Consider the following 26,552-nt stretch of genomic DNA (forward strand, 5'->3'; position numbering starts at 1 on the left):
TGTAGATTCCGGAGAAAGTGACCATGTTATTCCGGTGGAAAGTGACCACCTAAAATCAAGTCAAAAACATGTTTTATATTTCAGTTAAAAATACAAAAAATAAGTATAGTTATTTAATAGAGTTTTGTTGAATTTTTGCTAATGTATTTTTACTTCTTAAAGACTCCCCATGAAGTTCAATTCTAATAGAATTATGTACCATTCTATCTAAAATAGCGTCAGCTATAGTTTGTTCTCCAATTATATCATGCCATGTTTCAATGGGAAGTTGTGAAGCTATAATTGTAGATCTCTTACCATGGCGATCTTCAATAATTTCCATAAAATCTTGTCTTTTAAGATTGTCTAAGGGTTGTAATCCAAAATCATCTAATATAATTAGGTCTTGTTTTTCAATTCGATCTATTTCCTTAGAAAAAGAACCATCTCCTTTAGCCATCTTTAATTTAGAGAATAGTTTATTGATACTAAAGTACATGACTTTATATCCTAACATACAAGCTTGATAACCAATTGCAGAAGCAATATAACTTTTTCCTACTCCTGTACTACCAGTAATTAATACGTTTTGTTGCTGTTTTATAAATTGACAAGCAGCTAATCGATCAATCATATTCCTATCAATATTTCTGGATGAATCTATATTAATATCCTGTATATAAGCTTTGTATCTAAATTTAGCTGTATTTATTAGTCTTTCTATCTTTCTGTTCTCCCTATCATCATATTCACTATCAGTTAAATAAGCAATAAGTTGATCATTTGTATAATCCGAAGTAGGAAGTTGTAGTGTTGATGCGAATGCTCTATGCATTCCATAAAGTTTTAAATACTTTAATTTTTCTAAAGTTGTTTGATTCATGTTTCTATAATTTAATATTATTGTTCTATTGATAATAAGCTGCTCCTCTGATATTCTGATGAGTAGGAACTTCTCTTTCTTTGTTTAATGGTTGTTCTTCAATAGCATCTAATCCCTTTTCTAAAATGCTTTTGATCATTTTATAACTATATCTTTCGTATTCTAAACCCCGTGTACAGGCTTTTTCTAATCGAATATTAGAAAAGCGTTTACCTAAGCTTAAAATTCCAGCACAAGACTTATATGATTGTTCTGGGTGCTGTCGCTTATCTAATATCATTGCTAAATATTTTTGTGTAGATTCTCCTATTTCTTGTCCCCATTTCAAAAACTGTGTAGGATTCCAATCTGTGATATATTGGTGAGATGAAGGCATATGTTCCTTTACAGTAGTATACCGATACTTTCCTAATTCTCTATTGTGTGAAGCGATAAGTCTTTGATTGTGATATATATCAACAATATCTTTGCTATAAAGAATATTTACCTTTTTACCAATATAATGGAAAGGAACACTATAGTAGTGTTTATCTTTATTTAGGTAGATGTGACTAATTTTTTGAACAGTTGCTTTTATAGCATATTTTAATTCATACCTGTGTGCTGGTAGTGATTGTAAAACAGGTTGTTCAATTTCTTTAAACAACGTTTTTCTTGAAACTCTTTCTCGTGAAAGTAGTTTTTCATTATGCTGTTCTAACAATTCTGCTATTGCTTGATTTAGTTCTTGCAAACTAAAGAACTCTCTATTTCTAAGAGGAGCAAATACACGAGTATAGATTGTTTTTACTGCATTCTCTACTAAGGCTTTATCCTTTGGCTTATAACTTCTTGCGGGTAAAATAGTTGTGTTATAATGTAGAGCAAAGTCTTGAAGATTATGAGCTATTTTAGGTTCGTATTTATCACTTTTAGTTACAGCTGCTTTTAAGTTGTCAGGTACAATGGCAAGTGGGACTCCTTGATAAAAATGTAAGGAATTGGTGAGACTTGATATAAAATCTTCTGTATTTTGAGTTAGACTGGCTTCTACATAAGTCATTCTACTTGAACCAAGAATAGAAATAAATACTTCTACAGAAGTTATTTCTCCTGTAGATTTATCAATAATAGACAACTTTTTCCCTGTGTAATCAACAAACATCTTATCTCCAGCTTTGTGTTGCATGTGTAAAGAAGGAGATGTTTTTTTCTGCCAAGTTCGCAAATGATAGCAAAATTGAGAATAACGATAACCTTCAGGATGTTTCAAAAGGTACTCTTGCCACAAGATATGTCTTGTTACTCCCGTTTTAAGTAGTTCTTTAGTAAAGTAAGGGAAATATTTATACAAGATTGCTTCTTTTTCATCAGAATCCAATTCTTTAGTGTCAAATAAATCTTCTATATCTGTATCATTTAATTCTTTTATCTCTTCATAAGTGAATTTTGAAGTCGTAAAGAGAGTAATATATTTCTTAACAGTATTACGTGAAAGACCTAATTGGGAACTTATTTGAAGTTTACTTACTCCTTGAGTATATAGACGTAGTAGTTGTTTTAATTGTAACATGTCGATCTTTTTATTAGCCATATCTCTTGCATTTTAGCTAAGATATTTAGACATGTTTTAACTTGGTTTTTTAGGTGGTCAATTTCACCGGAATTAGGTGGTCACTTTCCACCGGAATTAAGTGATCACTTTTAACGGAATTAGGTGGTCAATTTCACTGGATTCTCCAATCATACCTAATAAGCCCTGCATTAAAAGTGGCAATCCATAAGATATCATCTTCTTTATCATAGAGGGTATTTGTCAAATCTTTATTAGTAGTAAGTCCAGAGTTTTCTAAAGTAAACTCAGTATAGCTTCCGTTTGTATGATATATGATGAAATCCATATATATTTCTTCTTCCTTTTTGGCTTCAAAATCATATAAAGATAGAAAGAGATTTCCTTGGTTATCTTCAGTCATATCAGTAATGGTTTTCTTTTTTATGATAGCAGGAAAAGAATCAGAAGGAATTGGTTTATTGTGCTTATCCATTATAATAGTTCCACTAGAGGAACCAATCCAAAGCCTGTTATTTGAATCTCTTTGTGTAAAGTATATATTAGTTGAAGGAAGTTCTTTTACTTTTTTTTGATTTATAAAATTCCATTTTTGATTCTTATAAATAGCAACCCCTTCAGGTGAGCTGACAAAAATTTCTTTAGAAACAGGATTATTACTCATTGTTATAACGTATGTTTCTTTGGATAGACCAGTATTGTGCTTTTGCCATTTATGCTCTTGTATAGAATATATTTGTTCATTGCCATATAACCAAACTATATTATCCGCATCAATTAAAATTTGTGAGTACCCAGACTCATTATCATTAAAAGGATCACTATATTGAATTTCTTTAAATTCTTGTCCATTAAAAGTTAATAGCTCAAAATAGGATATTAACCAAACCAATCCAGAATTGTCTACAGCAACTCCCATGATGTCATTATCTAACAGATTAGAGTTTTTAGTATCCCAAACTGATATGGTGTAATTAGATAGATTTTCATTTTTGTATTGGTAGGTTTTGTTTAAGATTTCTGGATCAGTAGGGTAATCAAAAGATTTTTCAAATTCAGTAAAATCTACTCTAACAATCTTACCAGATATAGTATTGTTTTGAATTTCAAAGACAACGTTTATAGAAGTCTTTAGTTCTATTTTACCATCTGTTATAGAAGGAGTCCACTTTTTAAACTTGTTTAGTTTTTTTAATTATTTTTTTTGTCACTGTACTATTTGATTCATCTGTGTGACTTATAACACAACCAGTTTTATTAGGAGCTACTAAAACCTGAAATCCTATTCTTCCAGTAAGCTTATTAAGATCTAACTCTTTGTTTAGCTCTTGTTCAAGTTTCGTAAAAGCTTTTTGATCATACCCCGCTAATGTATCACCACAGTCAAGGCAGAACCTATCTATTTTACAATTTTCTACTTTTACAGGGTACAAATACTGTCCATATGTATTAATCCCAATTAGGAGTAAAGAGAATAATAGTATTTTTTTCATTGTTGATTAGTCGTTTTTTGTGTAAATAAGAATACCTTATATTTACTCGCAAATCTAGTAAATATAAGGTATGAAGAAAATCTTTCTTAAAAGAACCTAATAGTTATTTAAGTAACTTTTAAAGCTTCTTTGAGATGACCTAAGGTTTGTTTACAATAGAATTATGGTAGATGGCATTCGCAAAAGAGATTTTTCTAAGTTATGGGTGGAATGTCGCCAGATGAAGCCAAAATGCAATTGAAAAAACGCCTTATCGATATTGATAAGACGTCTTTTATACACTTGTTTAAGATGAACTAAGTATTGAAAAAAACACTTAGTTATATGCTTGTAATTAGAGAATTTAAATTCTAGAAAGAAATCTTTCTTACATTTCTATAGAAGTACCTAAGTTTTCTCTACAAGCCTTGTCATAGGCATATTTAGCGGTAATTAAATCTTGGATTGCGATACCAACATTTTTAAAGACTGTTATCTCAGAGTCACTTGTTCTTCCTTGAATTTTACCTAGGATTAAATCTCCAATTTCTCCTTTGTAATTCTCCTCTGGTAATAATGCTTTTTCTAGTGGTACAAGGATATCAGCAGTTGAAGAAAAACAAGAATCTTCGTGATCTACAAACAAAGAACTATCCATAAAGATATCTTCAGGTAACTCATGCATAGTTGGGCTATAGGACCCAGCTGCGTTGATATGTACTCCTTTTTTGAGATGAGAAGTTTTAAATAAAGGCGTTGCAGAAGGGGTAACTGTACAAATAATATCTACATTAGCAAGTACCTCTAAATTATCTGCAGCTATAATCTCTACATCAGATTTGTCTTTGTAGTATTCGATGAATGTTTGAACGGACTTACTGTTCTTAGAACTACCAAATAGATATGCTTTTTTAATAGGCCTTTCTGCACATACAGCTTCGAATTGTGTATACGCTTGTGCTCCAGCTCCAAAAAGTGCCATTACAGAAGAGTCTTTTCTAGCTAAGTAACGAGTTGCTACACCAGAGGCGCCTCCTGTTCTTAAGGCAGTAAGATGAGAACCATCCACTATTGCTTGAGTAAGGTTGTTTTCTGAATCAATTAATATAACTAGCTCTTGTATAGCAGGGTGACCATTCACACCACCTTGTTTGCGTATGCTTAAAAGTTTAACACCTGCTGTATTGATATTGGAAATTAACGATGGTTTAAAAAAGATATCTAGATAGTCATTGCCCAGACCTGTTATTACTCGCTCAGGCATTTCAGCTGTATTATTAGATAGTTCAACATAAGCATCCACAACCGTTTCTATTGCTTCTTCTATAGAAACCAATTGTTTTATGTCTTCTGAGTTTAATACTTTTATGGTATTCATACTTTATGTTTTTTGTTTAAAAAAATAGGTTATAAAGATTTCTCTTTTAGTAAAAGTTCTTTATAAATGAGTTTTATTGTTTTATAGAAAACAGAATGCTTTCTATGTATGATTGAGGTTTCAATTTATAAAAACCAGAAAGGATAACCAAATTTTTTTATTTGACAGTTTTCTTTAGAGTTAATTAAAAGGGGAGCTGTCTGAGTTTTACAGAAGCTTATATGTTAACCTAACAAAAAGGAACCACTTTATGGTGATTCCTTTTTTATTCAAAATATTGGTGTTGATAATTAGAAGGTTATATAAAACCTTGTTTTTTGGCTTCTCTCAGTAGACCACTATTTTCTGTTACATTAAAGACCTCTTTTAATAACCCGATATTGCGTTGTACAGAGCTTAGGCTTTTATGTATTAATGCTGGTATTTCTTGAACCTTGTACCCCTTATCTAATAACATTAAGATTTGGATATTGTCTTCTTGTAGTAAGACTGCGCGCTGATTCATAGATATTAGAGCTTGTTGTGCCTTATTAGATCTGTAGATATCTCCTTTTATGGTATTTTCTATAGCTAGAATGAGTTCATCTGTATTTACATCTGATTTTATTAATAAGGCGTGAGGTCTTACTTTTTTATGGATATTATAAACAATCGTAATCTCCTCGTGTGCAGTAATCACTAGTATTTTTATCCCATCATATTTCTCAGCTAAGAACTTAGCTAAGTCTATTCCATTCTCTATATCATTATAGGGCTTACCTATATTGTAATCTAGTAATAAAAAGTCTACTTTTTCTATGCTATCTACCAGCGTTATGGCATCTTCTATATTAGTAGCTTCATAGAAGACAGGAGCCTCATATTTGCTTTGGATAATAGCTTTATAGCCATTGATAATCATCGGGTGATCATCTATGATAAGGAATTTGTAAGATAGCTTCATTTATAAAAATTAACATTTTTGAAGTTTTTCAAGTCATTAGATTGAAAAACTCATTTGTATTTTTGAAAGGATGTAAAAAAGGAGTGTAGTATGGTACACTGCTTGTCATATAAAGTAAAAGTATAGAAGAAGAATAACAAAAGAAAATAATATGAACAAAAAAATTATTTATGCTTGTGCTGCTATCTTGAGTTTAACAGTTTACTCATGTAGTGTAGATCCTCTAGAGAAAGAAAGCAAACCTCTAAATGCTTCAGACTCATTTAAAGGAGGGGAGTTCAGTACAGTAAGAGATTCTATCCAGACAAGATCATTTGGACAAGAAATGGAAAGTGCGGATAATATTGAGAAGTCTGTTGACAAAGGAAAGAAATAGTATATACATCTGAATTAGTTAGTCTAAAAGATTAAAGATGTCATAGATTTATTCCATCTGTATATACGATGTCATCGAATTTATTTCGATTTTTTTTTAAGAGGTTATCGCATAGATAACCTCTTTTTTAATGAGGTATATTGATGATAATTACAGTTCCTTGAGTTGTCGAATTGACCTCTAGGGAAGCGTGGAGTTGTTTGGCTCTATTATTAATATTTTTGAGTCCATTGCTATTTCTAACTTTAGAATAGTTAAATCCTATTCCGTCATCTGTGATGGTTATTCTATCACTAGTCTCTGTTTTAAAGATAGAGATAATACAGTTTTTAGCATGAGAGTGTTTGATGACATTCTGTATTGCTTCTTGTAATATTCTATAGATATTTATTTTATCATCATAGCTAACCTTGTCCCATTTATAGTTTTTGGATATGATAAGCTGAAACTTCTGTTGGTTGGTACTGTTTTGGACCACTAGTTTGGAGATGATTTCAGAGAACCCTTGTTGAATAAACTCATGATTTTTGAGGTCATGAGAGATTAGCCTGATTTGATTCTGTACTTTTTCTATTTCGTGAAGTATAGGAAGGTTGTCTTTAGAATTCCCCAAACTTAGACGAACGATGAATAGAGAGTTAATGATTCCGTCATGTAACTCCTGACTAATTCTTTCTCGCTCTTTCGTTAAGACATCATGAGATAATTGTTCCTGCTCTAGTAGGAGCTTGAATATTAGTTCTTTATTTTCTTGATCTTGTTTTAAGAAGGTGTACTTTTTTATTTTATTTCTATATAGAATAATGAATAGGAGAATAATAGCGATTAAGACAATGATGATAGAAGTAATTAGTAGTTGGGAATTCTCCTTTTTTAGGTTGACGATGTTCTTTTCTAATTTTTCGCTTTCGTATTTAATTCTTGCAAATTTATTTCTCTTACTGATCTGTAGTTTATTGATGCTATCATTAAAAGCATAATATAGACTAATGTATTTGGTAGCTTCTTGTTTGTCTGTTAAGCTAAGTGCTTTTAAACTTTTTAAGATAGTATTATTAGCCTTAGCTTTAGTTGAAAGTTGATATGTTGTTTTGTAGTAATTTATAGCTTCTATTGTGTCTTTTTTCTTTAGGGCGAGTTCACCAAGTCTAAAGTTGTTTGCTGTTAAGCTTTGTTTATAATTTTTTTCAAGACTTATTGTTAATGATTCATTTAATAATTTTTCTGCAATGTTTAGTTTATTTAAGCTAATGTTTAATGTTCCTAGGTTTGTTAATATGATTGTATATAATTCATTCTGTTGGTTTAGATCTATTAAATTATTATAACCATAGCTTAAATATGTTTCAGAGTTTAAATAAGATTTTTGGGTGTGATATAAAGTTCCTATGTTATTATAACAATGTGCTTTTGACTCTAAAAATTCTTCTGTTGATATTAATTTGTTTTTATAAAGGTCTTCTAAAATATAGATGGCCTCAGAGTAATAAAGGAGTGCTTCATTAGGCTGTTGATTTAGATCTAAGATATTACCTAGGTTTAAGTTTATTTCGTAGAGCAATCTATCTTTTGGTAATCTTTCAAGAATTTCAAGAGCTTCTAATGCTTTGTTTTCAGCTTCATTATATAAACCTTCTCTAAATAAGACTATAGATTTATATTGTTGCATTTTAGCAACGTCTACATAAGATTTAGTGTTTAGGTATATCTGTTCTGCTTGGTCGAAGTATATGTATGCACTATCTAATTGCATTTTATAATCGTAGTAATCTCCGATGTACCACAATGATTTAGCGACTAGTAAAGAGTCATTGTTTTTAGTCGCTATTTGATTGATTTCCTTAGAGTATCTAAAGTATTGATCATATAGCTCTAGGTTATAAGCCTTAGAAGCAATATCGATCAGTTGTGAGCTTTTTGGATTTATGCTTTTAGTGATTGTAAATAAAGAGTCTAATGTGTGCTGATTTTCTATTAGTGATTTATCATTGGATTCGATATTATCTAATACTTTTTGATTGCTAAGGTGATTTGTTTTCACTGCTGTTTTTTGACAACCAAACATGCTTATAATTAGCAGGCTACACAAGATGTATTTTGCATAGTGTCTTACAGATATTCGCTTACAGTATTGGGTAAGAGTGTCAAGTAATGCTAATAGGAAAGAGGCAGAATACATGGTTAGAATTTTAAAAAGATTTAGGTTTGACTAGTATGATGAAGGCAACTCTAGTTGTAGTAAAAGTAGAATAAAAATATGTACATCACAACTATGAAGTAGAGGATAGAAGGTATTAGATGGGGATTGACTAAAACTTGTTTATCTACTGAAACTGTATAGTGAAAATGGAGTAAAGGAATTGAGTTAAGATGTTGGATTCTAGTTCTTAATTCGTTGTTGTTGAGTGTAAAAGGCTCCTGTAATTAGTGTTTTATTAACATTTTTAAAGTTTTAAACTTATACTTTCTTAAAGTATGGCTGACGATAGAAGGTATAAGCGAGAACACCACTATATTTGTACTTGTAAATGCTAAGCAAATACACAAAGTTAGAAAAGCGTTATGAGAATTACTATATAACATGAAGAATGATACAATGTTTAGTAGTTTATTTTATTGACTGTTTGACCCATTGTTGTTTCCAGATACAAGGGCAGATAAGAATAAGTAACTAACTATCTTGTATACTATAAAGTCACTAAAAGACGAAGATGGTAATTGTGGGGACAAATATTGAAATAGATTGTATGGTATACTATTTTAATATAACCATCTAAGTCTACTACCTAATATAGGGAGTGACTTTATTTTTCTTCATCGATGAAAAGTATACTTTGTATCTTTTTAATTATGATAGCCGCTAAGGCTATATTCTTTACTTATTTACTACAGGAGACATCTGATTATACTTCGTAATTAATAGTATATTTGTCTCTAGTCTAAGGTTCCTCTTAAACAGAAAACTACAGTTGTAATATTTAGAGTCAACTATACACAAAGTGTTTGGTTGAGGGGGATCTTGGTTTAGTATCAAGAGCAAAAAAATCAGAATATGTTTTTAGAAGAATTATATCCGCAATATAAGATTGAGTTAATTGAGGATAAACAAGTATTGCCTTATTCTTTACTATTATTAGCGGATGAGACCGTTCAGGCGATAAATAAGTATGTATTCGATAGTGATGTCTATGTCCTAAGAGAGGGAAGTCATGATTTAGCAGTTTTCTGTCTTTTCCACATAGATCATGAGGTTGTAGAACTTAAGAATATAGCTGTGTCTGCTGAGCTTCAGGGCAAGGGAATAGGGAGTCTATTGATTAAGGAGATTATTAGACTTGCAAGAGTAGGAGGTTATCGTCAAATCATAGTGGGTACAGCAGACTGTGGAGTAGATCAAATACGATTTTATGAACGCAATGGCTTTGTGAAGTATGGTGTAAAGAAAGACTTCTTCATAGAGAATTATGATGAGCCTATTATAGAAAACGGTATTCAGCTCCGCGATATGGTTATGCTAAAAATGAGTATATAAATAAAAAGCCCTTGTTAGAAATAACAAGGGCTTTTTTAGTGATCCAATCAGGATTCGAACCTGAGACCTACTGCTTAGAAGGCAGTTGCTCTATCCAGCTGAGCTATTGGACCATTTAATCTTATAAAATAGATTAAAATTATCTATCTAAATTGATAGTTTAGGATAAAAACTCCTTAACTTAGAAGTGTTTTAGTGATCCAATCAGGATTCGAACCTGAGACCTACTGCTTAGAAGGCAGTTGCTCTATCCAGCTGAGCTATTGGACCATTTAATCTTTATAAAAGAGATTAAAAATTGTCAATTTTAGAAGGCGCATACCTTGATTTTTTTGACGTGGCAAATATATTGCTTTTTATTTAAAAGTTCCAAGGTAAAATAGTACTTTTTTTTGTAAAAAAATCAATGGTTTGATATCAAGTGATTTATAATTGAAAAAAAATGTCGTTTTCTTTGATTTTTCTTGATTTTACAAGGGGTTTGAGGGATTTTTTTGTTTTAAGATTCATCGGTTTTCTCTAATTATCCTTTAGAGTTAGGTGTTTTCTTGGTTAGAATAGAATGAAGCATGTGCCATGTAAAGCAGTTGTTGTATCAGGTATTGAAGAAATTTTTTGTCAAAAAATAAAAATAGAATATAAAACTAGGACTAATGCTGTACAGTTATAGTAGGACGAGACAGGTTTCGTTCGATTTGAGTCCGTAGTGAGTCCGTTAAAATAGGTATTAAAACGGAGTCAGTATTGAGTCATGATACAGGTAGTATAGTTTTATTCAAAAGAAGATAGAAGTATAATAAAAGTGAGAGCCCAACCATTCGGTTGGGCTCTCACTTTATTTTATTATTGCTTTAAAATTGTTTCAAAGTTCTTGTCAAAGATATTGACAAATGGATCTATGATAGAACCATCTTTGTCTAGTAGCATGCAACGTTGGATTTTTGTGATGATCCACTGATCTTTCATTTGGTTAAAGTCATCAGATCTAAGCTCTATAATACCATTAGAAGGGTAGCGCTTTAATATACTTAACCACTCTCCATGTTCACCATCGATACAGATCGATATGATTTCTATATTTGGCATTTCAGCTTTTAATTCTGCAGCTATCTGGTGAGCTGCGTCAGCATGCGCTATTCCATTTTTTGTCCAGAAGAACATTAGAGTTCTCTTATTGATAATAGAATTAATAGATACCTTTTGATTTTTAGTATTCACTATAGGAACTTCAGGTAACTTCTTCTCATATTTAAGATTTTGAATTGCTTGTTGGATCTGGATGATTTCATTGTGTTGATTCTTATCTGTAGATAGTTCAAAGTATCGCTCTAAGAACTTATCATTATTATTTAAGTTCTGATCCTCTAATAAGTAGATAAATGCAATATTGTCTAAGATAGCATTTTTAACTTTATCGTTTCTGATTAAGGTGTCTACTATATTAAGCTTATCGATATATTTATCAAACTTGTTGTCTGGTATAATGTTTTGTTCAGGCTCATTCACAATAGAGTTTAGCATAATGGCTAGGTATTTAGTGAATGAAGAGTACTTTAATAAACGTTCATCATTGAAGTTTATTTTTTTTCTAAAACTATAATAGTCCGCAGGGAGTTTATCTCTTACATCTTCATCTGTTCTAACATAGTGTGCAGTAGGATAGAGCTCTTTTAATGCAAAGAAGTGTAAGTCAAGCTTCGCTTTTGCATACAGGTCAAAGTTGTCAGACCAGTTGATAATGGCTTTATTTCTTAGATAGTAAGTAGTTCTAGCTGCATGTACAGAGTCTATTCTTCGACTAAATTTCTCTGGAGATACATCGAATGCACTATATCCTTCACTCTCATCCATGATATTTCTGACAGTTAGATTCATTAAGAAATTATTCTTTTCGGCACCTCGTCCAGAGAATATAATAGAATGGTCAAAATCTCTTGAGTTAAGGCGTAGTGTCAGACTGTCATTTTTATCGAAGTAGATGTATTGAAACTCAGGATTGTGCTTATAGATATACATTCCTGGTGTTAATGAGTCGAATTTTTTATAAAACTTATTGTTTTCGTCTAGGAACAAAGTGTCTAGGACTTCATTGTCTTTGCAGAATAAAAGGTAATTAGAAGTAGGATTTATAATCTCTCCCTGTATATAAGCACTATAATCTTTAGGATCAAATTTTTTTTGACAAGATGCAAGAAGGCTTATAAGTGGGATAAAAAGGAGTAATAAATTTGTATTAGGTAGTTTTTTCTGCATTAGCTAAATGACTATTTGTTCGAGAGATAATATAAGCAAATTTAAGTTTTACGGGTGTTTTATCTTGTTAATGATTGGTTAAAGTGGGTGGGTAGGGCGATAAGTTTTATTTATAGATGTTTCTAAATATAAAATTAGTAATTTTGTAGGCAATTTAAATTAAAAGATAATAATGTTAACAGTTTCGAATCTGTCAGTTCAGTTTGGTAAACGAATTTTATTTGACGAAGTTAATGTAACTTTTACTCAAGGTAACTGCTACGGTATTATCGGTGCTAACGGTGCTGGTAAATCTACATTCTTAAAAATATTATCGGGAGATATCGACCCTACATCAGGTCATGTTTCTCTAGAACCAGGAAAACGTATGTCAGTTCTTAATCAGAACCACAATATGTTTGACGAATATACAGTTCTTGAAACTGTAATGATGGGTAATAAAGATTTGTATAATGTTAAGAAAGAGATGGATGAGCTTTACTTAAACTATACAGACGAAAATGCTGATCGTATCGGAGAGTTACAGATCCGTTTTGATGAAATGGATGGTTGGAATGCCGAGTCAGCTGCCGCTACGATGTTATCTAACTTAGGTATATCTGAAGATTTTCATTATACACCTATGGCAGAGATGGATGCTAAGTTAAAGGTACGTGTATTATTAGCACAGGCTTTATTTGGTAACCCAGATGTATTGATTATGGATGAGCCTACCAACGACTTGGACTTTGAGACAATCGCTTGGTTAGAGAATTTCTTAGCTCATTATGAGAACACAGTATTAGTAGTATCTCACGACCGTCACTTCTTAGATGCTGTGTGTACGCACGTATCTGATATTGACTTCGGTAAGATTAACCATTACTCAGGTAACTATACATTCTGGTACGAATCAAGTCAATTAGCAGCTAAGCAAAGAGCTCAACAAAATAAGAAAGCTGAAGAGAAAAAGGCTGAATTAGAAGAGTTTATCCGTCGTTTTAGTGCGAACGTTGCGAAGTCAAAACAAGCAACTTCTCGTAAGAAGATGATCGACAAATTAAAATTAGATGATATTAAGCCATCTTCTAGAAGATACCCAGCTATTATATTTGATACAGATAGAGAGGCAGGAGATCAGATTTTAAATATCGAAGGATTATCTGCTTCTATAGATGGAGAGGTATTATTTAAAGATATCAATCTAAATATGGCTAAAGGAGATAAACTAGTAGTAATCTCTAAAGACTCACGTGCTACTACAGCGTTCTACGAAATCTTAAACGGTAAGAAAGAGGCTGATGCAGGTAAGTTTGAGTGGGGAATTACTACAACACAATCTTATTTGCCAGTAGAGAACCACGAGTTTTTTGACAATGACTTGACATTAGTAGACTGGTTACGTCAATGGGCGAAGACTGAAGAAGAAAGAGATGAAGTATATGTACGTGGATTCTTAGGTAAGATGATCTTCTCTGGAGAAGAGGCTCTTAAGACAGGTCGTGTATTATCAGGAGGAGAGAAGGTGCGCTGTATGTTATCTCGTATGATGATGATGAGAGCTAACGTATTAATGTTAGACGAACCTACGAACCACTTAGATCTAGAGTCTATTACTGCATTCAATAATACATTGAAAAACTTTAAGGGAACGATCTTATTAACGACGCATGACCACGAGTTTGCACAGACTGTAGGTACACGTATTCTAGAGTTAACTCCTAATGGGGCTATCGATAGATATATGACGTTCGACGATTACTTAGATGATCCAAAAGTAAAAGAATTAAGAGCAAAAATGTATTCTTAATATATTTAAAATATAGAATAGGGCTATTTGTATTACAGATAGCCCTTTTTTTGTATAATAATTTATGTTTTGAGAAGAGTTATTCCTTATAATAAGACATTATATGTAAATTTTAAGAATTAATTATTATAGACTGCCATATGAAATGGTAAATTTGCTAATAACCTTGAAAAGGGGAAAACATAATAAAATAAAAGTAAGATGAAAAAGACATTAGTATTACTAAGTGCTGTTTTAGCATTAACGGCTGTAAGCTGTAAGACAGCAGGAGAAATTACTACTGTAACAGTAGAGAAAAAAGTAGATATGAGTAAAAAATTAGAAGGAGAATGGGTATTGAGCTCTATTACAACTCCAGCAACTTCTGGTAAAGATATGAGTACTCTTTTCTCAATGAAGAAACCAAGTTTAACTTTTGAAGTTAAGGATAAAAAAGTTTATGGAAATGATGGATGTAATAATATCCATGGAAGTTTTGAAGCTAAAGAAGGAAACGTTATCAAGCTAGGAGATAAGATGGCTTCTACGATGATGTTCTGTGAGGGAGTAGCAGATAGAGAGTTTATGAATGCACTAAATTCTGTAACTCATTATGAAATTGTAGAGGATCAGTTAATTATGCGTTCTGGCGATATAGTAGTATTGACATTTACCAAAAAGTAAAAACTGAGTTCGAATATTGAATTTATAGGACTGATCTAAGGTATATCTTTAGGTCGGTTTTTTTATGGCTATAGGGGAATGAAGATTTTTTTAATTTGTTTTTTATAATTGAAAGACAAAAAAAGGCAATATTTATCTAGTTAATATTTAAACTTTTATAAAAAGGCATAGAATTAGCGTGGTTACTGGTTTTGATTTACGCATTTAGCGACTTTTAAATTGAATAATTGTACTTAATGTTAGAATAAATTAGCATTATAATATGTTAATTTATGTGATTCTGTGGTGAAAAGTGAATTGTCGATGAAGTGGTTAATAATTATTTGTTATCATAGTGAATACTCTTACAAAAATATATAATTTTGTCACCGTATGAAGGAATTGTGGGGACTTAGTACTTCATGCGATTTTATTCCCTTTCCTAATAAACGCGTTTGCTTTTGGCTAAGTATTGTATGAATAAAAGTCTATAAACGAAATGTTCTTTTGCGTTAATACATTACGGAAAGGGATTTTTTTTAATTATATATTTAAGTATATTTTAATGTACCTACTATCAATAATTTTAAACACTATATTTTAAATAAGTTGAGTACCTCCTCATGAGGTTTTATTGTTTCTATAAAAGTAAATCCTAATCTTGTTAGCAGTTTAATAGAACTCTTGTTATCGGAAGGGTTGTCGCATATAAAGTACTGTATTTAGCATCTTCTCTTATTATCTTGATGATAAAGCTTGTAGCTTCGTAGGCATATCTTAGCCCAATGTAAGTGGGTATGAAGGCAAAACCTATATCGTGATGCTCTAGGTAGTCTCGCTTAATCAGGGAGATTAATCCTATTGGTTTCCCATCCTCTTTTCTATTGACCACCCAGTATTGATACTGTGGATTATCTAATATACTCTGTATATACATCTGTGCATCCATTGCCGTATAGACATTTCTATTTCCTATATATTTAAGCCATCCAGGAGTATTGACTAATTCTATGATAAAGGAATTGTCAGCATGAGAGAGTGGAGATATCTGTAGTCTATCGGTACTATACATAAGCTAAATCAGTTAAGTGTAAGGCATAACTAAAATAAGATTATATCTTTAATATAGACAGAGATAATTTGCGTTTAAAAGCTTTATTATTCGTATTTCATTATTTAATCTGATAGAAAGGAAAAACATTTATTAGATAACTTGTATATTCGTAAGTACTAATTGGAGGGATATGAAAATTTTAGTTATTGAAGACGAACAGGAGTTAAGAGATATCATCCGAGAATCCTTAGAAAAAGAGCTTTACTTGGTCGAGGTGGCTAGTAATTATAGGTTAGGGATAGAGAAGTTAGCAGGGTATGACTATGATTGTATCTTGTTAGATATTATGCTTCCCGATGGTAATGGAATAGACTTGTTACGTGAGATCAAATCGATGGGTAAAGCCGACTCGGTTATTATTATATCGGCTAAAGATTCTATAGATGATAAAGTATTAGGCTTAGAGTTAGGAGCAGATGATTATCTCACTAAGCCCTTTCATCTATCGGAGCTACTAGCTCGAATAAAGTCTGTGTTGAGAAGAAAGAATCAACAGGGGTTCCAGAGTGTAAAATGGAATAATATAGAGATTTTTATAGATGAGAGAACGGTAGTCGTGCAAGGGAGTACAATGTTGCTTAATAATAAAGAGTTTGAGCTATTATATTATTTTGTAGTGAACGCGAATAGATTAGTGACTAAATCTTCTATTGCAGAGCATATATGGGGAGATAATATGGATGAGGCAGATAGTTACGATTTTGTGTACTCTCAGGTGAAGAACTTGCGCAAAAAACTAAAGAATCATCACGCGGAAGTAAATATTCAGTCTGTGTATGGAATGGGGTATAAATTAGTGAATGAATAGGGGATGAAGCTACATAATTATACACTTAGGTATTTATCCATTGGCATAGTGATAGTGCTTACTGTATGGGTGCTTATCTTCTATGCATTCATGACAGAAGAGGTCTATGATAATATAGATGATGGACTGAAAAACACTAAAAGTGAGATAGTCAAAAAAGCATATAATAATCCTAGTATCACTAGTATACAGTCATTCGGAGCAAGTGGATTCAGAATTACTCCATTAGCGCCAGGAGAATACTCTAGAAAGAATGTATTCACTACAGAAATGATCTATATGGATGTGGATGATAATGAGGAACCTGTGCGTATGCTCACCACTACTTTTGAAGATAAGAATGGAGATAATTTTTTGTTAGAGATACGTACCTCTACTATAGAAGCAGATGATTTATTAGGAGATTTTGGTATTGCCGTTGGAGCCTTGTACTTGATGTTGATTATCAGTATATTCTTGATTAACTATTTTATTTTAAGGAAAGTAGTGTGGGGTTCATTTTATAAATTACTAGGTAACCTGAAGAACTATACTATAGGTAAAGAGGTGGTGACGGAAGAGACGAAGACTCCTATCCGAGAATTTACAGATCTACAGCTAGAGATTAATAAGATGATAAGACGTATAGAAAGTACTTTTGAGCAGCAAAAAGCCTTTGTGTCTAATGCTGCTCATGAATCTCAGACTCCTCTAGCTATTATGAGTAATAAGTTAGAATTAATGGCTGAAAAAGAAGAGTTGAATGAAGAACAGATGTTACAAATACAATCTATTCATCAGACGCTGAGAAGACTCATTAAGCTGAACAAATCCTTGTTGATGTTGGCTAAAATAGAGAATAATCAATTCGTTAATTATCAGGATGTTAATTTTAATGATATCATTAGAGAGATGATAGAAGACTTTGAAGAGTTCTTTGAGTATAAGGCGGTTAGTATAACGGTTAAAGAGGATGAGCAACCTTTTATAGTCAATATGGATAAAGGGCTTTCTATTACGCTAGTGCAGAATTTACTAAAGAACGCATTAACACATAATGTACAGGGAGGAGAGGTAGAGGTAGAGATCACAAATCATTACTTTAGAATTGGTAATACGAGTTTAATTCCTACTCCATTAGACGAGAACTTAATATACAATAGGTTCTTTAGAAGTACAACGAACGAACAATCTACAGGACTCGGGCTTGCTCTAGTACAGACTATTATAAAAGTAACAGATAATCTGTCTATCAAATATCATTTTGATAACAAGCATTATTTTACAGTATATCACACTGATTATGATTTGAAGTAATAAAGTGTTGTGAATTATAAAGGGGACAATCTATTAGGTTGTCCCTTTGTTTTTTTGCACTCAATCTATTTCTTTTTAAAAATGTAATTATTCCCAATTCTTTCCAGAATGTGTTCCTAAGTTTGTCATGTAAAACTAAAAAGAGAATTACTATGAAAAGTTTAAAAACATTGTTTGCAGGACTATTTATGTCAGTAGCTTTATTAGCTTCACAATCGACATTAGCGAAAGATGTAATCATCACTAAGAGTGAATTACCTCAGAAAGCAAGTAGTTTTATAGATACTTACTTTAAAGATAAAGAAGTGAGTAAGGTAGAGAAGGATACAGACTTCTTATCTGTGTCATATAAAGTGACATTTACAGATAATGTAGAGGTAGAGTTTGACAAATCTGGTGAATGGGATGAAGTAGATGGTAACACAACTACATTACCTACAGGCTTTATGCTTGCTCCAATCGTGACTTACGTTTCTGATCATTATAAAGGAGAGACGATTACTAAAATAGAGAAAGAAACTCGAAAATATGAAGTGAAATTAAGTAATGGAGTAGAATTAGAGTTTTCAAAAGATGGGAAGTTTAAAAGAATAGATCAATAAATAATTAAAAGAAAAAGAAAATGAAGAAAAGAAAAATTGCTTTAGCCTTAATGTTAGCTGTAGCGCTAGGATTCACAGCATGTAGTAGTGATGATAATGGAAATGACCACAAAGTAGAAAAAATCACTGAAGAGCAATTACCTGCTAATTCTAAGAGCTTTTTAAAGACAGTGTTTCCAAACTCATCTCTTAGACATGCTACTAAAGTAACTACTCCTAATTATTATGGTTCTCTATACACTACACGATTAGACAATAGAGTAGAAATAGATTTTGATAAAGCAGGAAATTGGACAGAGGTAGAAATGGAAGATGACTCTGCTATACCAGTTGAGTTTTTAAAGAGTGAAGTGCCTCATATCTATGACTATATAGTTAAGAATTATAAAGGAATCTCTATTACTGAGATAGATAGAGACATGAAAAGAGGTTATGAAGTAAAGCTTAGCTCAGGTCTAGAGTTGATTTTTAATACTAAACAAGAGTTTGTAGGTGTTGACTTAGATCTAGATAGAGATGAGGAGTTAATCGTAGGTACAGATTTACCACAGAAAGCACAGGATTTTTTAAAAACTCACTTTACAGGAGTAGAACTTGTCTTAGTGAAGAAAGAACTAGGTAGAGCAGGAGATGAGTATAAAGTATATTTAGCGAATGGTGTAAAGGTAGAATTTACGGCTACAGGGGATTGGAAAGAGATAGAAACGAAGAGAAATGTAACAATCCCATCTACGATTATACCTAGTGCTATTAATACTTATATTGTTAAGAACTATAATAAATTCCATATTGAAAGTATAGAGAAAGAGCACAATACTTATCAAGTAGAATTAGTAAACGGAGCACAAGAAATAGAGTTAGTATTCGATCTAGAAGGAAATTTCTTACGAATAGACAACTAATTGATACAGTAATACAGAAAGAGCTACCTTGAAGTAGCTCTTTTTTATTTTCCCGAAAGTAAGGTCTCTTTTAAAAGTAATGCTTGACTCCTAGTTTTTACATCTAGCTTTGTATAGGCATTGCTTACATGATGCTTGGTTGTACTAAGAGATATAGAGAGTTTTTCTGCGATTTCTTGGTTGGACAGACCATCCCATATCCCCATAATAACCTCTATTTCTCGATCAGTACATAGATACTTTTCTTTTAAGACATCTTGAATCGATTGTTCTTTGAAAGGACTTTTTTCTGTGTAATGATTTGGTGTTTTTTCTTTATGTTCTAAATCTTTGTGTGCTTTTTGTGATTGATTAGCCTTAAGGGATTCTAATTCATTTTTAAGAGATTCATGATCTGCTTTAAGCTTCTTTGCTTTGATCCATAAGGAATAACTCGCTAAAGTAAATGCGATACTATAGATTACACGAATCTTATCCTTATCTACAAATGAGAGATAGTAATTACCAGGAAATATAGAAAGATAATACGTCATCGAAGTTAACGCGATTACACTAAATGAATAAGTAATAAAACGAACAGACATATCCTCTTTATAATACTTTAAGACAAGTGCTAAAGTGATTATAGTTGATACTAGCGTACTACATACTATGATGATGAAGTACAGTGAATTATTAGTTTGATAAAGTACTATGCCTAATACAATATACAATAGCACTTGGAAGGAGTAAAAATATTTCAGTTTTGATGGTAATCTCTGGATATCTAAAAAGTAGTATATAAATAATGAGAAAATCAGACAGCTAATAGGTATAGATATTGCTAATATCAGTAACTCATTACATTGTCTATCAAATAAAAAATAGAGTAACCCATCTTCTACTAAATAAATAATAAAGACAGATACGATATATATACAATAAATAAGGATAACTTTCTCTTTAAATAGTGAATATAAGCCAAAGGTTAGCGCTATAGAAAGTAAAAATAAACTATAAAAAACCTCTATTTTGATCATTGTATTAAGCATAATACTTCTATACTCTGCACGCTCAACAAGTATAAAATTCCCATAATGAACATAAGAAGATTTTGACTTAAGATATATTGTGTTATGACCAGTGATAAAATGGTTCTCTTGATATTGCGGACTTATTTTTCCACCTTCTAAGTCAGTATTTATGGTTGTTTTTTCCCATAGGCCATTCTGTTTCGCATAAATATTATAATTATTTACGTGAATGGTAGGAAATTGTAATATAAGTGGTTTGTTTAATAAATCTTGAGGGTATAGTTATTTTTAACCAAGTGTTTCCTTCTTTATCCTTAGAATACTGTGTAGTTGATTCATGATCTAGTGCCTCGAATTTTAAGTGGTTTACTATAAAATTAAATTGCTCATTGTTAGTTTGGCTTAAACAATAAGTCGTAGGTGTGAATAGTAGTAAAATTAGTAATATCTGTAATATATTCTTTCTTTTACAACTGTGTAAGGCATTCATGTTTTGTTAGTCAGTGATTTAAGGGGCAAAAATAGTTATTTTTCAAGAATAAAAGTTCACGTCTTGAAGTTTTATGGCAAAGTGAGTTTTTTTTTGAGTAAATCTATCATATTTGTCTTTTTTTCTAAAAAAAAAGATATAGTACTTTAGTACTACAACTATGTTATATTGTTTATTATTAATGTGTTAAATGGTGTTTTTTAGAGATAATTTGGTACTTTAGTATGAAGTGATTATTAGAACCTTTTCCTATATTTGTAATTCAAAACAACAAATTTTTAATTCGGAAAGCTTTACATTTAGCTAGCTCAGTGTAGAGTATTTTGCAAAGATTTTTTCTGAGCAATTGTATTTTCCCCCACCTGCAGCACAATCAATTCTTTTCCCTAAGAATTTGTGCTGCAGTCTTTTTTTACCCCCTTTAATGAAAAGGTATATTGGTTAGTGATTGTAGAGAAAATGTTCTAAATACAGGAGTGATTTTTTTGTGATTACTTAGCCAGATACTTTACCTATATTAGCCCTTCCCTAAAAAATATAGCTGTTTTACGGAATTCCTTATTTAAAAAGAGGTAGGACTATTTATCTTTGTGATTGAAGAATCAAAATCAATTGTGGCATTCTGTAGAAAAAAGGTACACTATATGAATAATGTGCTACGTTAAATATTTTGTTATTCTATCATTTTTATAATGTTAGAACTATTTTCTATAAAAAAAAACAATATTTAAATTGTTTTAGAATTGTAATATTTGATATTTTTTAATCTTGATTTAACATAAATAGAATATAATTAGTAAATTTGTATCCTAATTTAGGAAAATAAAAAAGGGTACAAGATATAATCTAGTTTATAAATGGTTGATAAATTGTTTTATTACTGTTTAAAAACTAGGCAAAAAAGATAAGTATGAAAATTGGAATAACTTTTAGTGCATTTGACTTATTGCACGCAGGGCATGTGAAGATGTTAGAAGATGCAAAACGTCAATGTGATTTTTTAATTGTAGGATTACAAACTGATCCTACTTTAGATAGACCAGAGAAAAATAAACCAACTCAGTCTGTAGTTGAAAGATATATTCAACTAAAGGGATGTAAGTTTGTTGACGAGATCGTTCCTTATGCTACAGAGCAGGATTTAGAAGATATCTTAAGATCATTTAAGATAGATGTTCGTATTTTAGGTGATGAGTATCAAGATAAGAATTTTACAGGACGTAAATACTGTGAAGAAAAAGGAATAGAGCTTTACTTTAACAGTAGAGATCACCGTTTCTCTAGTAGCTTATTGAGAAAAGAAGTTGCAGAAAAAGAAAACAGTAAACTAGTGAAGATAGGATAACACTATCCAACTATAAGTTATAAAAAGCACAATTGTTAATTCAGTTGTGCTTTCTTTTTTTTAATAATGTGGTAAATCTTTTTAAACGTTGTTTTATTTGAATCAGTTTCTAGATTTAACTATAAATAATACATTATTTAACACGTTGGCTTGTGTTTTTTTTGTAATTTGCTATTAACTAATAACGACAATAACTTTTGTTTTTGATATGAAATAAGAGTTGTCAATTAAAAAGAAAAAGAAATGAAAAAAGTTTTAAGTTTAATCGTTGTATTTTTTGGTTTAATGACTGTAACTATGGCACAGACAATCACAAGAACAGATGTATCTATTTTCCCTGCTCCAGAGAAAGGATATAAGCAAGTAGTAATTGAAGTACCTCACTCTTCTAAAGATGATAGTAAGAAGATCGAGTTTACAGTTGGTAAAATGATGGAGGTAGACGGGTGTAATCATTTTAACTTAATGGGGACATTAGAAGAGAAAGATCTTCAAGGTTGGGGATATAGCTATTTTGTATTCACAACGAAAGGAGATGTAGCTTCTACGATGATGGGATGCCCTGACGCAGCTAAGAGAAACTTATTTGTAAGTGGACAACCTCATTTAACACGTTACAATGGTAAATTACCTATCGTAGTATACGTTCCAGAAGAATATGAAGTAAGATTTAAAATTTACACTACTGATGGTGATGAGTACCAAGCAAGTGAAGTAAGAAGAAAAAAATAAAACTAATATAAGAGAGAGAATACCTCTTTTATAGAAGAATACAAAAGAATAAAGCCTCTTAAGTAACTTTAAGAGGCTTTCTTTCTAGAATTATTATGGTGGTGTTAATGATAACCTTTGGCAATATCTTCTAAGAAGATTTTAAATGAAGTAGCTCCAGAACCAGATAAGAACCAAGCATCTGGATCTAGATAGATAACTTTATTTTGTTTATAAGCAGTTACTTTTTCTAGTAATGCATTAGTTATTTGAGTAGGTTTATCTGTGTTTTGTACGATGGCGTCTCTATCTATAATAAACAAGATATCAGGATTGTGTTCTAAGATAAACTCACTATTAATCATTTGTCCATGATTATTAGCAATCTCTGTGGTAATATTGGTTGCACTTTTTACCCCGAAGTCTTTAAATATAAATCCATAACGCGTATTTTCGTCAAATAAGCGGAAGTTTCCTTCCGAATGGATGATTACCATTGCTTTAGCTTCACTTTTAGCAATAAGGGCTTTTAAATCACTTAAACGAGTGTCTAAATCCTTTGATAACGCTTCTGCTTTTGATTCTACTTGATATATTTTGCCAAGTAGAAGAATATTGTCCTGTATATACTTTAGATAGTTATCTCCTTTATTAGGGATGCCTAACATTAAGGTAGGCGCTATTTTTACCATTTCATCATAATCTGCAGGAAAGGCATTATCCATGAATACAAGGTCTGGACTTAGATTAGCTACTACGTCAAAATTAGGTTTAAATACAGCACCTAAATCTACGATACTCTTATCCTTTTCAAGATGTGATAAATACTTAGGAGTGAACTCTTTTGCCATTCCCTGAAACGGAATTTGCAATTCGTTCATATTCTCCATAATACCTCTTTCTAAGACTGCTACAGTTTTGGGTTGTATAGGTACTTGTACCGTTGTTCCATTGTTTTCTACTTCTATAAAATTAGAAGTTTCTGTTTCTTTTTGACTTTCTTTACAGCCTGTGATGGTTAAGGCTAGTAAAGCAAAAGTTATTAATTGCTTTCTCATAACGATTACTATTTTTTAGATTTTGATTTTTTGTTTCGGCGTCCCCACCATACTAAGAATCCAGTGATAGGAAGACTAGTTGCAATAATACCAGCTATAAACGTAGAGAACTTACCTAGCTGTCCACACCATTGACCCATGTGTATTTGCCAGACTAGATTGTCTACTTTATCGTAGATCTTTTGTTCTTTGCTATCATTGACCATTTCTCCACTGAATTTGTCAAAGTAAATAGCTTCTTTCCCTTCTTCACTTTTTAGACCAGCATTGGTTCCTAAAAAGAAAGGGTATATGCTTACATTGTCATAATTATAAGTCCAGATTCTGATGATTGTTTTATCTGGGTGTAAGTCAAATGCTTTTTGGATTAGAACATTCGTATCATAGAACGCTAAATCTTTAGTCGCTTCATGGTCTCTAGGATAGTCTTGTAAGGTATAGAACCACATTTTACCTTCTCCTCCGAATAGACTTACAGTTCCTTTCATTAAAGGGCTAAAGAAGATAAGTAAACCCGTCATTCCAAGTAGAAAGCAAATAATAGCACTATAGAAACCAAATACATTGTGTAGGTCATAATTTAGACGTTTAAACTTAGCTTTCCATTTAATCTTAAAGCTACTATCTCTAGTTGCCTTTGTCCATTTTTTAGGCCACCAAAGGACTAATCCAGTTAAGGTACTCAACACAAATATGATAGTAGAGATAGCGACTATCCAACCTCCGGTTTTACCCATTAACAGATTAGAGTGAAGTTGTGCTATAACATAGAAGAAACTGATAGAATGATCTTGTTTTAGTATTTCTCCTGTATATGGGTTGATATAGATAAAACTTAATTTTCGATCTTTTAAATCAACTGAATTGATAACCCAGCTTTTAGAAGGATCTTTATCTACTACAATATAGGAAAAGCTATGACCAGGGAATTTCTCTTTGTGCAAGGCTGTAATCTCATCTATTTTTAGAGGAACTCCATTAGGCTTTATATAGCGAGCTTCTTTTCCTGCAGACCACTGCATGATTTCATCTCCATATACAATGATAGTCCCTGTAAGAGAGACGAATACCAATATAATACCAGCCACAATGCTAGGCCATAAATGTAACCAAGCAATGATTTTGGAGAAAGTTGATTTACCTTTTTTCTTCATGAGATAAGTAGACTTATAGTGATAGTGGGGAGTTACCTATAAAGTAAAACAGCTATAACTATGTTGTTTAAAAGTTATTTAGATTTAATTCAAATTGTTGTGATGCGAAAATAGTAGTAAATTTGCCTCATCATCTACGCAAAAAGTATTAATAAATCTACGAGTTATGAGTCTTTTATATCAGCAATATCAAGAGGTATTAAAGAATATTCCAAACCGCATTGAGTGGGGAAGTGGCGAACAGTACAAAGAGAGATATGGGCAGTTTACCTTTAAAGGAATTCCTATTAAACAGAAGTTTATTGATCATCCCTATTTTATTATCTCTTATGGAGAGTGGAGTGTACCTACTCCTGTAGATGTCGCAGTTATTAACGAAAAGAGTACGTTCAAGCTCATGTTAGAGTTAGAGGGGTATTCCTGTTATTCTACATCAAGAGAGACGATAGAGGTTCCACAGGATTGCTTTAATTTGCTTTATGTACCTCGTGTAAATGGGCATTTGAAGTATAAAACAAATAGAAAGGTAGTGGAGGTTCTTTTTGATGAAGACTATTTCGCACAACTAGTTGAGACTAAAATACCTGCTTTGGCTTCTTTTTTAAATTTAGTTAAACAAGGAAAGACGACTACACTATTTGCAAAAGCGAAAACAATTCCCGTAGAGATACATCAGTTATTATTGAATATTTTACAGAGTGATGTTCATCCAGATTTGAAACTAGTTTATTTAGAGACTAAGGTAACAGAACTTTTACTGTTAAGTGTTCAGGAGTCTTTAGAGAGGAAGGTAGCTCCGATAGAAGAGATCAAGTCTATGAATGATGCGGATAAGTTATTACATATAAAAACTTGGATAGATAATCACTTTTTGCAAGAGATTACCTTCTCTATGTTGAGTCAGAGATTCTATATCAATGAATACAAACTAAAGAAGTACTTTAAAAAATACTATGATTCTTCTTTGATTAGATATGTAAGAGATTTGCGTTTTGAGTATGCGTATCAGTTATTATCGTCACAGAAATTCTCAGTCAACAAAGTTGCTGAATTACTTCACTATGAGTATCCTCAACATTTTGCTATTGCATTTAAAAAGAAGTATGGCGTTCCTCCTAGTACTTTAATTCACAGAAAATAGGAGTGAAGAAATAGGGTGTTGTCTTAATTAAATATTAATTAACGAATATTATTTAGAGTTGATTTAAATTAGGAGGTCTTTTTAAGTACCTTTGTCACTTTCAATCAGTAGAATAGTAA

23 protein-coding genes and 2 tRNA genes are annotated in these 26,552 nt (G+C 31.7%); 11 read left to right on the top strand and 14 right to left on the bottom strand.

Annotated elements, in window-relative coordinates:
- Positions 1–109: 109 nt before the first annotated feature.
- The 6 genes from istB to MODO_RS12780 form a co-directional block, all read right to left on the bottom strand.
- Complete coding sequence (gene istB / locus MODO_RS12755; protein WP_006260107.1) at positions 110–862, bottom strand: IS21-like element helper ATPase IstB; 753 nt, start codon at positions 860–862, stop codon at positions 110–112.
- A 25-nt stretch (positions 863–887) separates the two neighbouring features.
- Entirely contained in the window at positions 888–2,435 is a 1,548-nt protein-coding gene (gene istA, locus MODO_RS12760) for an IS21 family transposase (RefSeq protein ID WP_006260108.1), read from the bottom strand.
- A gap of 133 nt (positions 2,436–2,568) precedes the next feature.
- A complete protein-coding gene (locus MODO_RS19615) occupies positions 2,569–3,333 on the bottom strand; it encodes a two-component regulator propeller domain-containing protein (RefSeq protein WP_059051168.1) in 765 nt (254 codons plus the stop codon).
- 253 nt (positions 3,334–3,586) lie between these two features.
- The gene (locus MODO_RS19620) at positions 3,587–3,907 is read right to left on the bottom strand and encodes a hypothetical protein (RefSeq protein ID WP_006258405.1); all 321 of its coding nucleotides are present in this window, start codon (positions 3,905–3,907) and stop codon (positions 3,587–3,589) included.
- A 367-nt stretch (positions 3,908–4,274) separates the two neighbouring features.
- Positions 4,275–5,264, bottom strand: coding sequence for an ornithine cyclodeaminase family protein (locus MODO_RS12775; RefSeq protein ID WP_006258404.1), 990 nt, complete (start codon positions 5,262–5,264; stop codon positions 4,275–4,277).
- A 298-nt stretch (positions 5,265–5,562) separates the two neighbouring features.
- Positions 5,563–6,207, bottom strand: a complete 645-nt coding sequence (locus MODO_RS12780) for a response regulator (RefSeq protein ID WP_006258401.1) — start codon at positions 6,205–6,207, stop codon at positions 5,563–5,565.
- 151 nt (positions 6,208–6,358) lie between these two features.
- Between MODO_RS12780 and MODO_RS12785 the strand changes: the two genes are divergently transcribed.
- The gene (locus tag MODO_RS12785) at positions 6,359–6,583 is read left to right on the top strand and encodes a hypothetical protein (protein WP_006258400.1); all 225 of its coding nucleotides are present in this window, start codon (positions 6,359–6,361) and stop codon (positions 6,581–6,583) included.
- 127 nt (positions 6,584–6,710) lie between these two features.
- Here MODO_RS12785 and MODO_RS12790 read toward each other — a convergent pair whose 3' ends face one another.
- On the bottom strand, positions 6,711–8,762 hold the full coding sequence (locus MODO_RS12790; protein WP_006258399.1) for a tetratricopeptide repeat-containing sensor histidine kinase: 2,052 nt from the start codon (positions 8,760–8,762) through the stop codon (positions 6,711–6,713).
- A gap of 873 nt (positions 8,763–9,635) precedes the next feature.
- Between MODO_RS12790 and MODO_RS12795 the strand changes: the two genes are divergently transcribed.
- Positions 9,636–10,115 (top strand): GNAT family N-acetyltransferase, encoded by a 480-nt coding sequence (locus tag MODO_RS12795; RefSeq protein ID WP_006258397.1) that lies wholly within the window; start codon positions 9,636–9,638, stop codon positions 10,113–10,115.
- A 39-nt stretch (positions 10,116–10,154) separates the two neighbouring features.
- On the opposite strand, the gene MODO_RS12800 is transcribed toward MODO_RS12795, so the two are convergent.
- From MODO_RS12800 to MODO_RS12810, 3 genes are all read right to left on the bottom strand, one after another.
- Positions 10,155–10,228 (bottom strand) — tRNA-Arg (locus MODO_RS12800).
- An 83-nt stretch (positions 10,229–10,311) separates the two neighbouring features.
- A tRNA-Arg gene (locus tag MODO_RS12805) sits at positions 10,312–10,385 on the bottom strand.
- 573 nt (positions 10,386–10,958) lie between these two features.
- The gene (locus MODO_RS12810; RefSeq protein ID WP_006258396.1) at positions 10,959–12,368 is read right to left on the bottom strand and encodes a thioredoxin-like domain-containing protein; all 1,410 of its coding nucleotides are present in this window, start codon (positions 12,366–12,368) and stop codon (positions 10,959–10,961) included.
- Between the two features lie 172 nt (positions 12,369–12,540).
- Here MODO_RS12810 and MODO_RS12815 point away from each other — a divergent pair, with 172 nt between their 5' ends.
- The gene (locus tag MODO_RS12815) at positions 12,541–14,157 is read left to right on the top strand and encodes an ABC-F family ATP-binding cassette domain-containing protein (protein ID WP_006258395.1); all 1,617 of its coding nucleotides are present in this window, start codon (positions 12,541–12,543) and stop codon (positions 14,155–14,157) included.
- A gap of 201 nt (positions 14,158–14,358) precedes the next feature.
- Positions 14,359–14,820, top strand: a complete 462-nt coding sequence (locus MODO_RS12820; RefSeq protein WP_006258393.1) for an META domain-containing protein — start codon at positions 14,359–14,361, stop codon at positions 14,818–14,820.
- Between the two features lie 643 nt (positions 14,821–15,463).
- On the opposite strand, the gene MODO_RS12825 is transcribed toward MODO_RS12820, so the two are convergent.
- Positions 15,464–15,871, bottom strand: a complete 408-nt coding sequence (locus MODO_RS12825) for a GNAT family N-acetyltransferase (RefSeq protein ID WP_059051169.1) — start codon at positions 15,869–15,871, stop codon at positions 15,464–15,466.
- Positions 15,872–16,043: 172 nt separating this feature from the next.
- Here MODO_RS12825 and MODO_RS12830 point away from each other — a divergent pair, with 172 nt between their 5' ends.
- The 4 genes from MODO_RS12830 to MODO_RS12845 all read left to right on the top strand — a co-directional run bounded on the left by MODO_RS12830 (position 16,044) and on the right by MODO_RS12845 (position 19,521).
- The gene (locus MODO_RS12830) at positions 16,044–16,721 is read left to right on the top strand and encodes a response regulator transcription factor (RefSeq protein WP_006258391.1); all 678 of its coding nucleotides are present in this window, start codon (positions 16,044–16,046) and stop codon (positions 16,719–16,721) included.
- Positions 16,722–16,724: 3 nt separating this feature from the next.
- Positions 16,725–18,017, top strand: coding sequence for a sensor histidine kinase (locus MODO_RS12835; protein ID WP_006258390.1), 1,293 nt, complete (start codon positions 16,725–16,727; stop codon positions 18,015–18,017).
- A 152-nt stretch (positions 18,018–18,169) separates the two neighbouring features.
- On the top strand, positions 18,170–18,619 hold the full coding sequence (locus MODO_RS12840; RefSeq protein ID WP_006258389.1) for a PepSY-like domain-containing protein: 450 nt from the start codon (positions 18,170–18,172) through the stop codon (positions 18,617–18,619).
- Between the two features lie 20 nt (positions 18,620–18,639).
- Complete coding sequence (locus MODO_RS12845; RefSeq protein ID WP_006258388.1) at positions 18,640–19,521, top strand: PepSY-like domain-containing protein; 882 nt, start codon at positions 18,640–18,642, stop codon at positions 19,519–19,521.
- Positions 19,522–19,565: 44 nt separating this feature from the next.
- On the opposite strand, the gene MODO_RS12850 is transcribed toward MODO_RS12845, so the two are convergent.
- A complete protein-coding gene (locus MODO_RS12850) occupies positions 19,566–20,552 on the bottom strand; it encodes a LuxR C-terminal-related transcriptional regulator (RefSeq protein WP_326367037.1) in 987 nt (328 codons plus the stop codon).
- A 1,382-nt stretch (positions 20,553–21,934) separates the two neighbouring features.
- On the opposite strand from MODO_RS12850, the gene MODO_RS12855 reads away from it, so the two are divergent.
- Both MODO_RS12855 and MODO_RS12860 read left to right on the top strand, forming a co-directional pair.
- Positions 21,935–22,369 (top strand): adenylyltransferase/cytidyltransferase family protein, encoded by a 435-nt coding sequence (locus MODO_RS12855; protein ID WP_006258385.1) that lies wholly within the window; start codon positions 21,935–21,937, stop codon positions 22,367–22,369.
- Positions 22,370–22,612: 243 nt separating this feature from the next.
- Positions 22,613–23,101, top strand: a complete 489-nt coding sequence (locus tag MODO_RS12860) for an ecotin (protein WP_006258384.1) — start codon at positions 22,613–22,615, stop codon at positions 23,099–23,101.
- Positions 23,102–23,205: 104 nt separating this feature from the next.
- Here the strand turns inward: MODO_RS12860 and MODO_RS12865 are convergent, their stop codons facing one another.
- Together MODO_RS12865 and MODO_RS12870 are read right to left on the bottom strand one after the other, a co-directional pair.
- Positions 23,206–24,138: a siderophore ABC transporter substrate-binding protein gene (locus MODO_RS12865; RefSeq protein WP_006258383.1), complete on the bottom strand. Its 933-nt coding sequence runs from the start codon at positions 24,136–24,138 to the stop codon at positions 23,206–23,208.
- Between the two features lie 8 nt (positions 24,139–24,146).
- Entirely contained in the window at positions 24,147–25,292 is a 1,146-nt protein-coding gene (locus tag MODO_RS12870; RefSeq protein ID WP_006258382.1) for a PepSY-associated TM helix domain-containing protein, read from the bottom strand.
- A gap of 166 nt (positions 25,293–25,458) precedes the next feature.
- Here MODO_RS12870 and MODO_RS12875 point away from each other — a divergent pair, with 166 nt between their 5' ends.
- The gene (locus MODO_RS12875) at positions 25,459–26,433 is read left to right on the top strand and encodes a helix-turn-helix domain-containing protein (protein WP_006258381.1); all 975 of its coding nucleotides are present in this window, start codon (positions 25,459–25,461) and stop codon (positions 26,431–26,433) included.
- The last annotated feature ends 119 nt before the right edge of the window (positions 26,434–26,552 follow it).

The sequence above is a fragment of the Myroides odoratimimus genome, assembly GCF_001485415.1.
Taxonomy (GTDB): Bacteria; Bacteroidota; Bacteroidia; order Flavobacteriales; family Flavobacteriaceae; genus Flavobacterium; species Flavobacterium odoratimimum.

Bases quoted from the DNA above. Each gene is read 5' to 3' on its own strand.
- istB (WP_006260107.1), bottom strand. From the start codon at position 862: ATGAATCAAACAACTTTAGAAAAATTAAAGTATTTAAAACTTTATGGA.
- istA (WP_006260108.1), bottom strand. From the start codon at position 2,435: ATGGCTAATAAAAAGATCGACATGTTACAATTAAAACAACTACTACGT.
- MODO_RS19615 (WP_059051168.1), bottom strand. From the start codon at position 3,333: ATGGGAGTTGCTGTAGACAATTCTGGATTGGTTTGGTTAATATCCTAT.
- MODO_RS19620 (WP_006258405.1), bottom strand. From the start codon at position 3,907: ATGAAAAAAATACTATTATTCTCTTTACTCCTAATTGGGATTAATACA.
- MODO_RS12775 (WP_006258404.1), bottom strand. From the start codon at position 5,264: ATGAATACCATAAAAGTATTAAACTCAGAAGACATAAAACAATTGGTT.
- MODO_RS12780 (WP_006258401.1), bottom strand. From the start codon at position 6,207: ATGAAGCTATCTTACAAATTCCTTATCATAGATGATCACCCGATGATT.
- MODO_RS12785 (WP_006258400.1), top strand. From the start codon at position 6,359: ATGAACAAAAAAATTATTTATGCTTGTGCTGCTATCTTGAGTTTAACA.
- MODO_RS12790 (WP_006258399.1), bottom strand. From the start codon at position 8,762: ATGTATTCTGCCTCTTTCCTATTAGCATTACTTGACACTCTTACCCAA.
- MODO_RS12795 (WP_006258397.1), top strand. From the start codon at position 9,636: ATGTTTTTAGAAGAATTATATCCGCAATATAAGATTGAGTTAATTGAG.
- MODO_RS12810 (WP_006258396.1), bottom strand. From the start codon at position 12,368: ATGCAGAAAAAACTACCTAATACAAATTTATTACTCCTTTTTATCCCA.
- MODO_RS12815 (WP_006258395.1), top strand. From the start codon at position 12,541: ATGTTAACAGTTTCGAATCTGTCAGTTCAGTTTGGTAAACGAATTTTA.
- MODO_RS12820 (WP_006258393.1), top strand. From the start codon at position 14,359: ATGAAAAAGACATTAGTATTACTAAGTGCTGTTTTAGCATTAACGGCT.
- MODO_RS12825 (WP_059051169.1), bottom strand. From the start codon at position 15,871: ATGTATAGTACCGATAGACTACAGATATCTCCACTCTCTCATGCTGAC.
- MODO_RS12830 (WP_006258391.1), top strand. From the start codon at position 16,044: ATGAAAATTTTAGTTATTGAAGACGAACAGGAGTTAAGAGATATCATC.
- MODO_RS12835 (WP_006258390.1), top strand. From the start codon at position 16,725: ATGAAGCTACATAATTATACACTTAGGTATTTATCCATTGGCATAGTG.
- MODO_RS12840 (WP_006258389.1), top strand. From the start codon at position 18,170: ATGAAAAGTTTAAAAACATTGTTTGCAGGACTATTTATGTCAGTAGCT.
- MODO_RS12845 (WP_006258388.1), top strand. From the start codon at position 18,640: ATGAAGAAAAGAAAAATTGCTTTAGCCTTAATGTTAGCTGTAGCGCTA.
- MODO_RS12850 (WP_326367037.1), bottom strand. From the start codon at position 20,552: ATGCTTAATACAATGATCAAAATAGAGGTTTTTTATAGTTTATTTTTA.
- MODO_RS12855 (WP_006258385.1), top strand. From the start codon at position 21,935: ATGAAAATTGGAATAACTTTTAGTGCATTTGACTTATTGCACGCAGGG.
- MODO_RS12860 (WP_006258384.1), top strand. From the start codon at position 22,613: ATGAAAAAAGTTTTAAGTTTAATCGTTGTATTTTTTGGTTTAATGACT.
- MODO_RS12865 (WP_006258383.1), bottom strand. From the start codon at position 24,138: ATGAGAAAGCAATTAATAACTTTTGCTTTACTAGCCTTAACCATCACA.
- MODO_RS12870 (WP_006258382.1), bottom strand. From the start codon at position 25,292: ATGAAGAAAAAAGGTAAATCAACTTTCTCCAAAATCATTGCTTGGTTA.
- MODO_RS12875 (WP_006258381.1), top strand. From the start codon at position 25,459: ATGAGTCTTTTATATCAGCAATATCAAGAGGTATTAAAGAATATTCCA.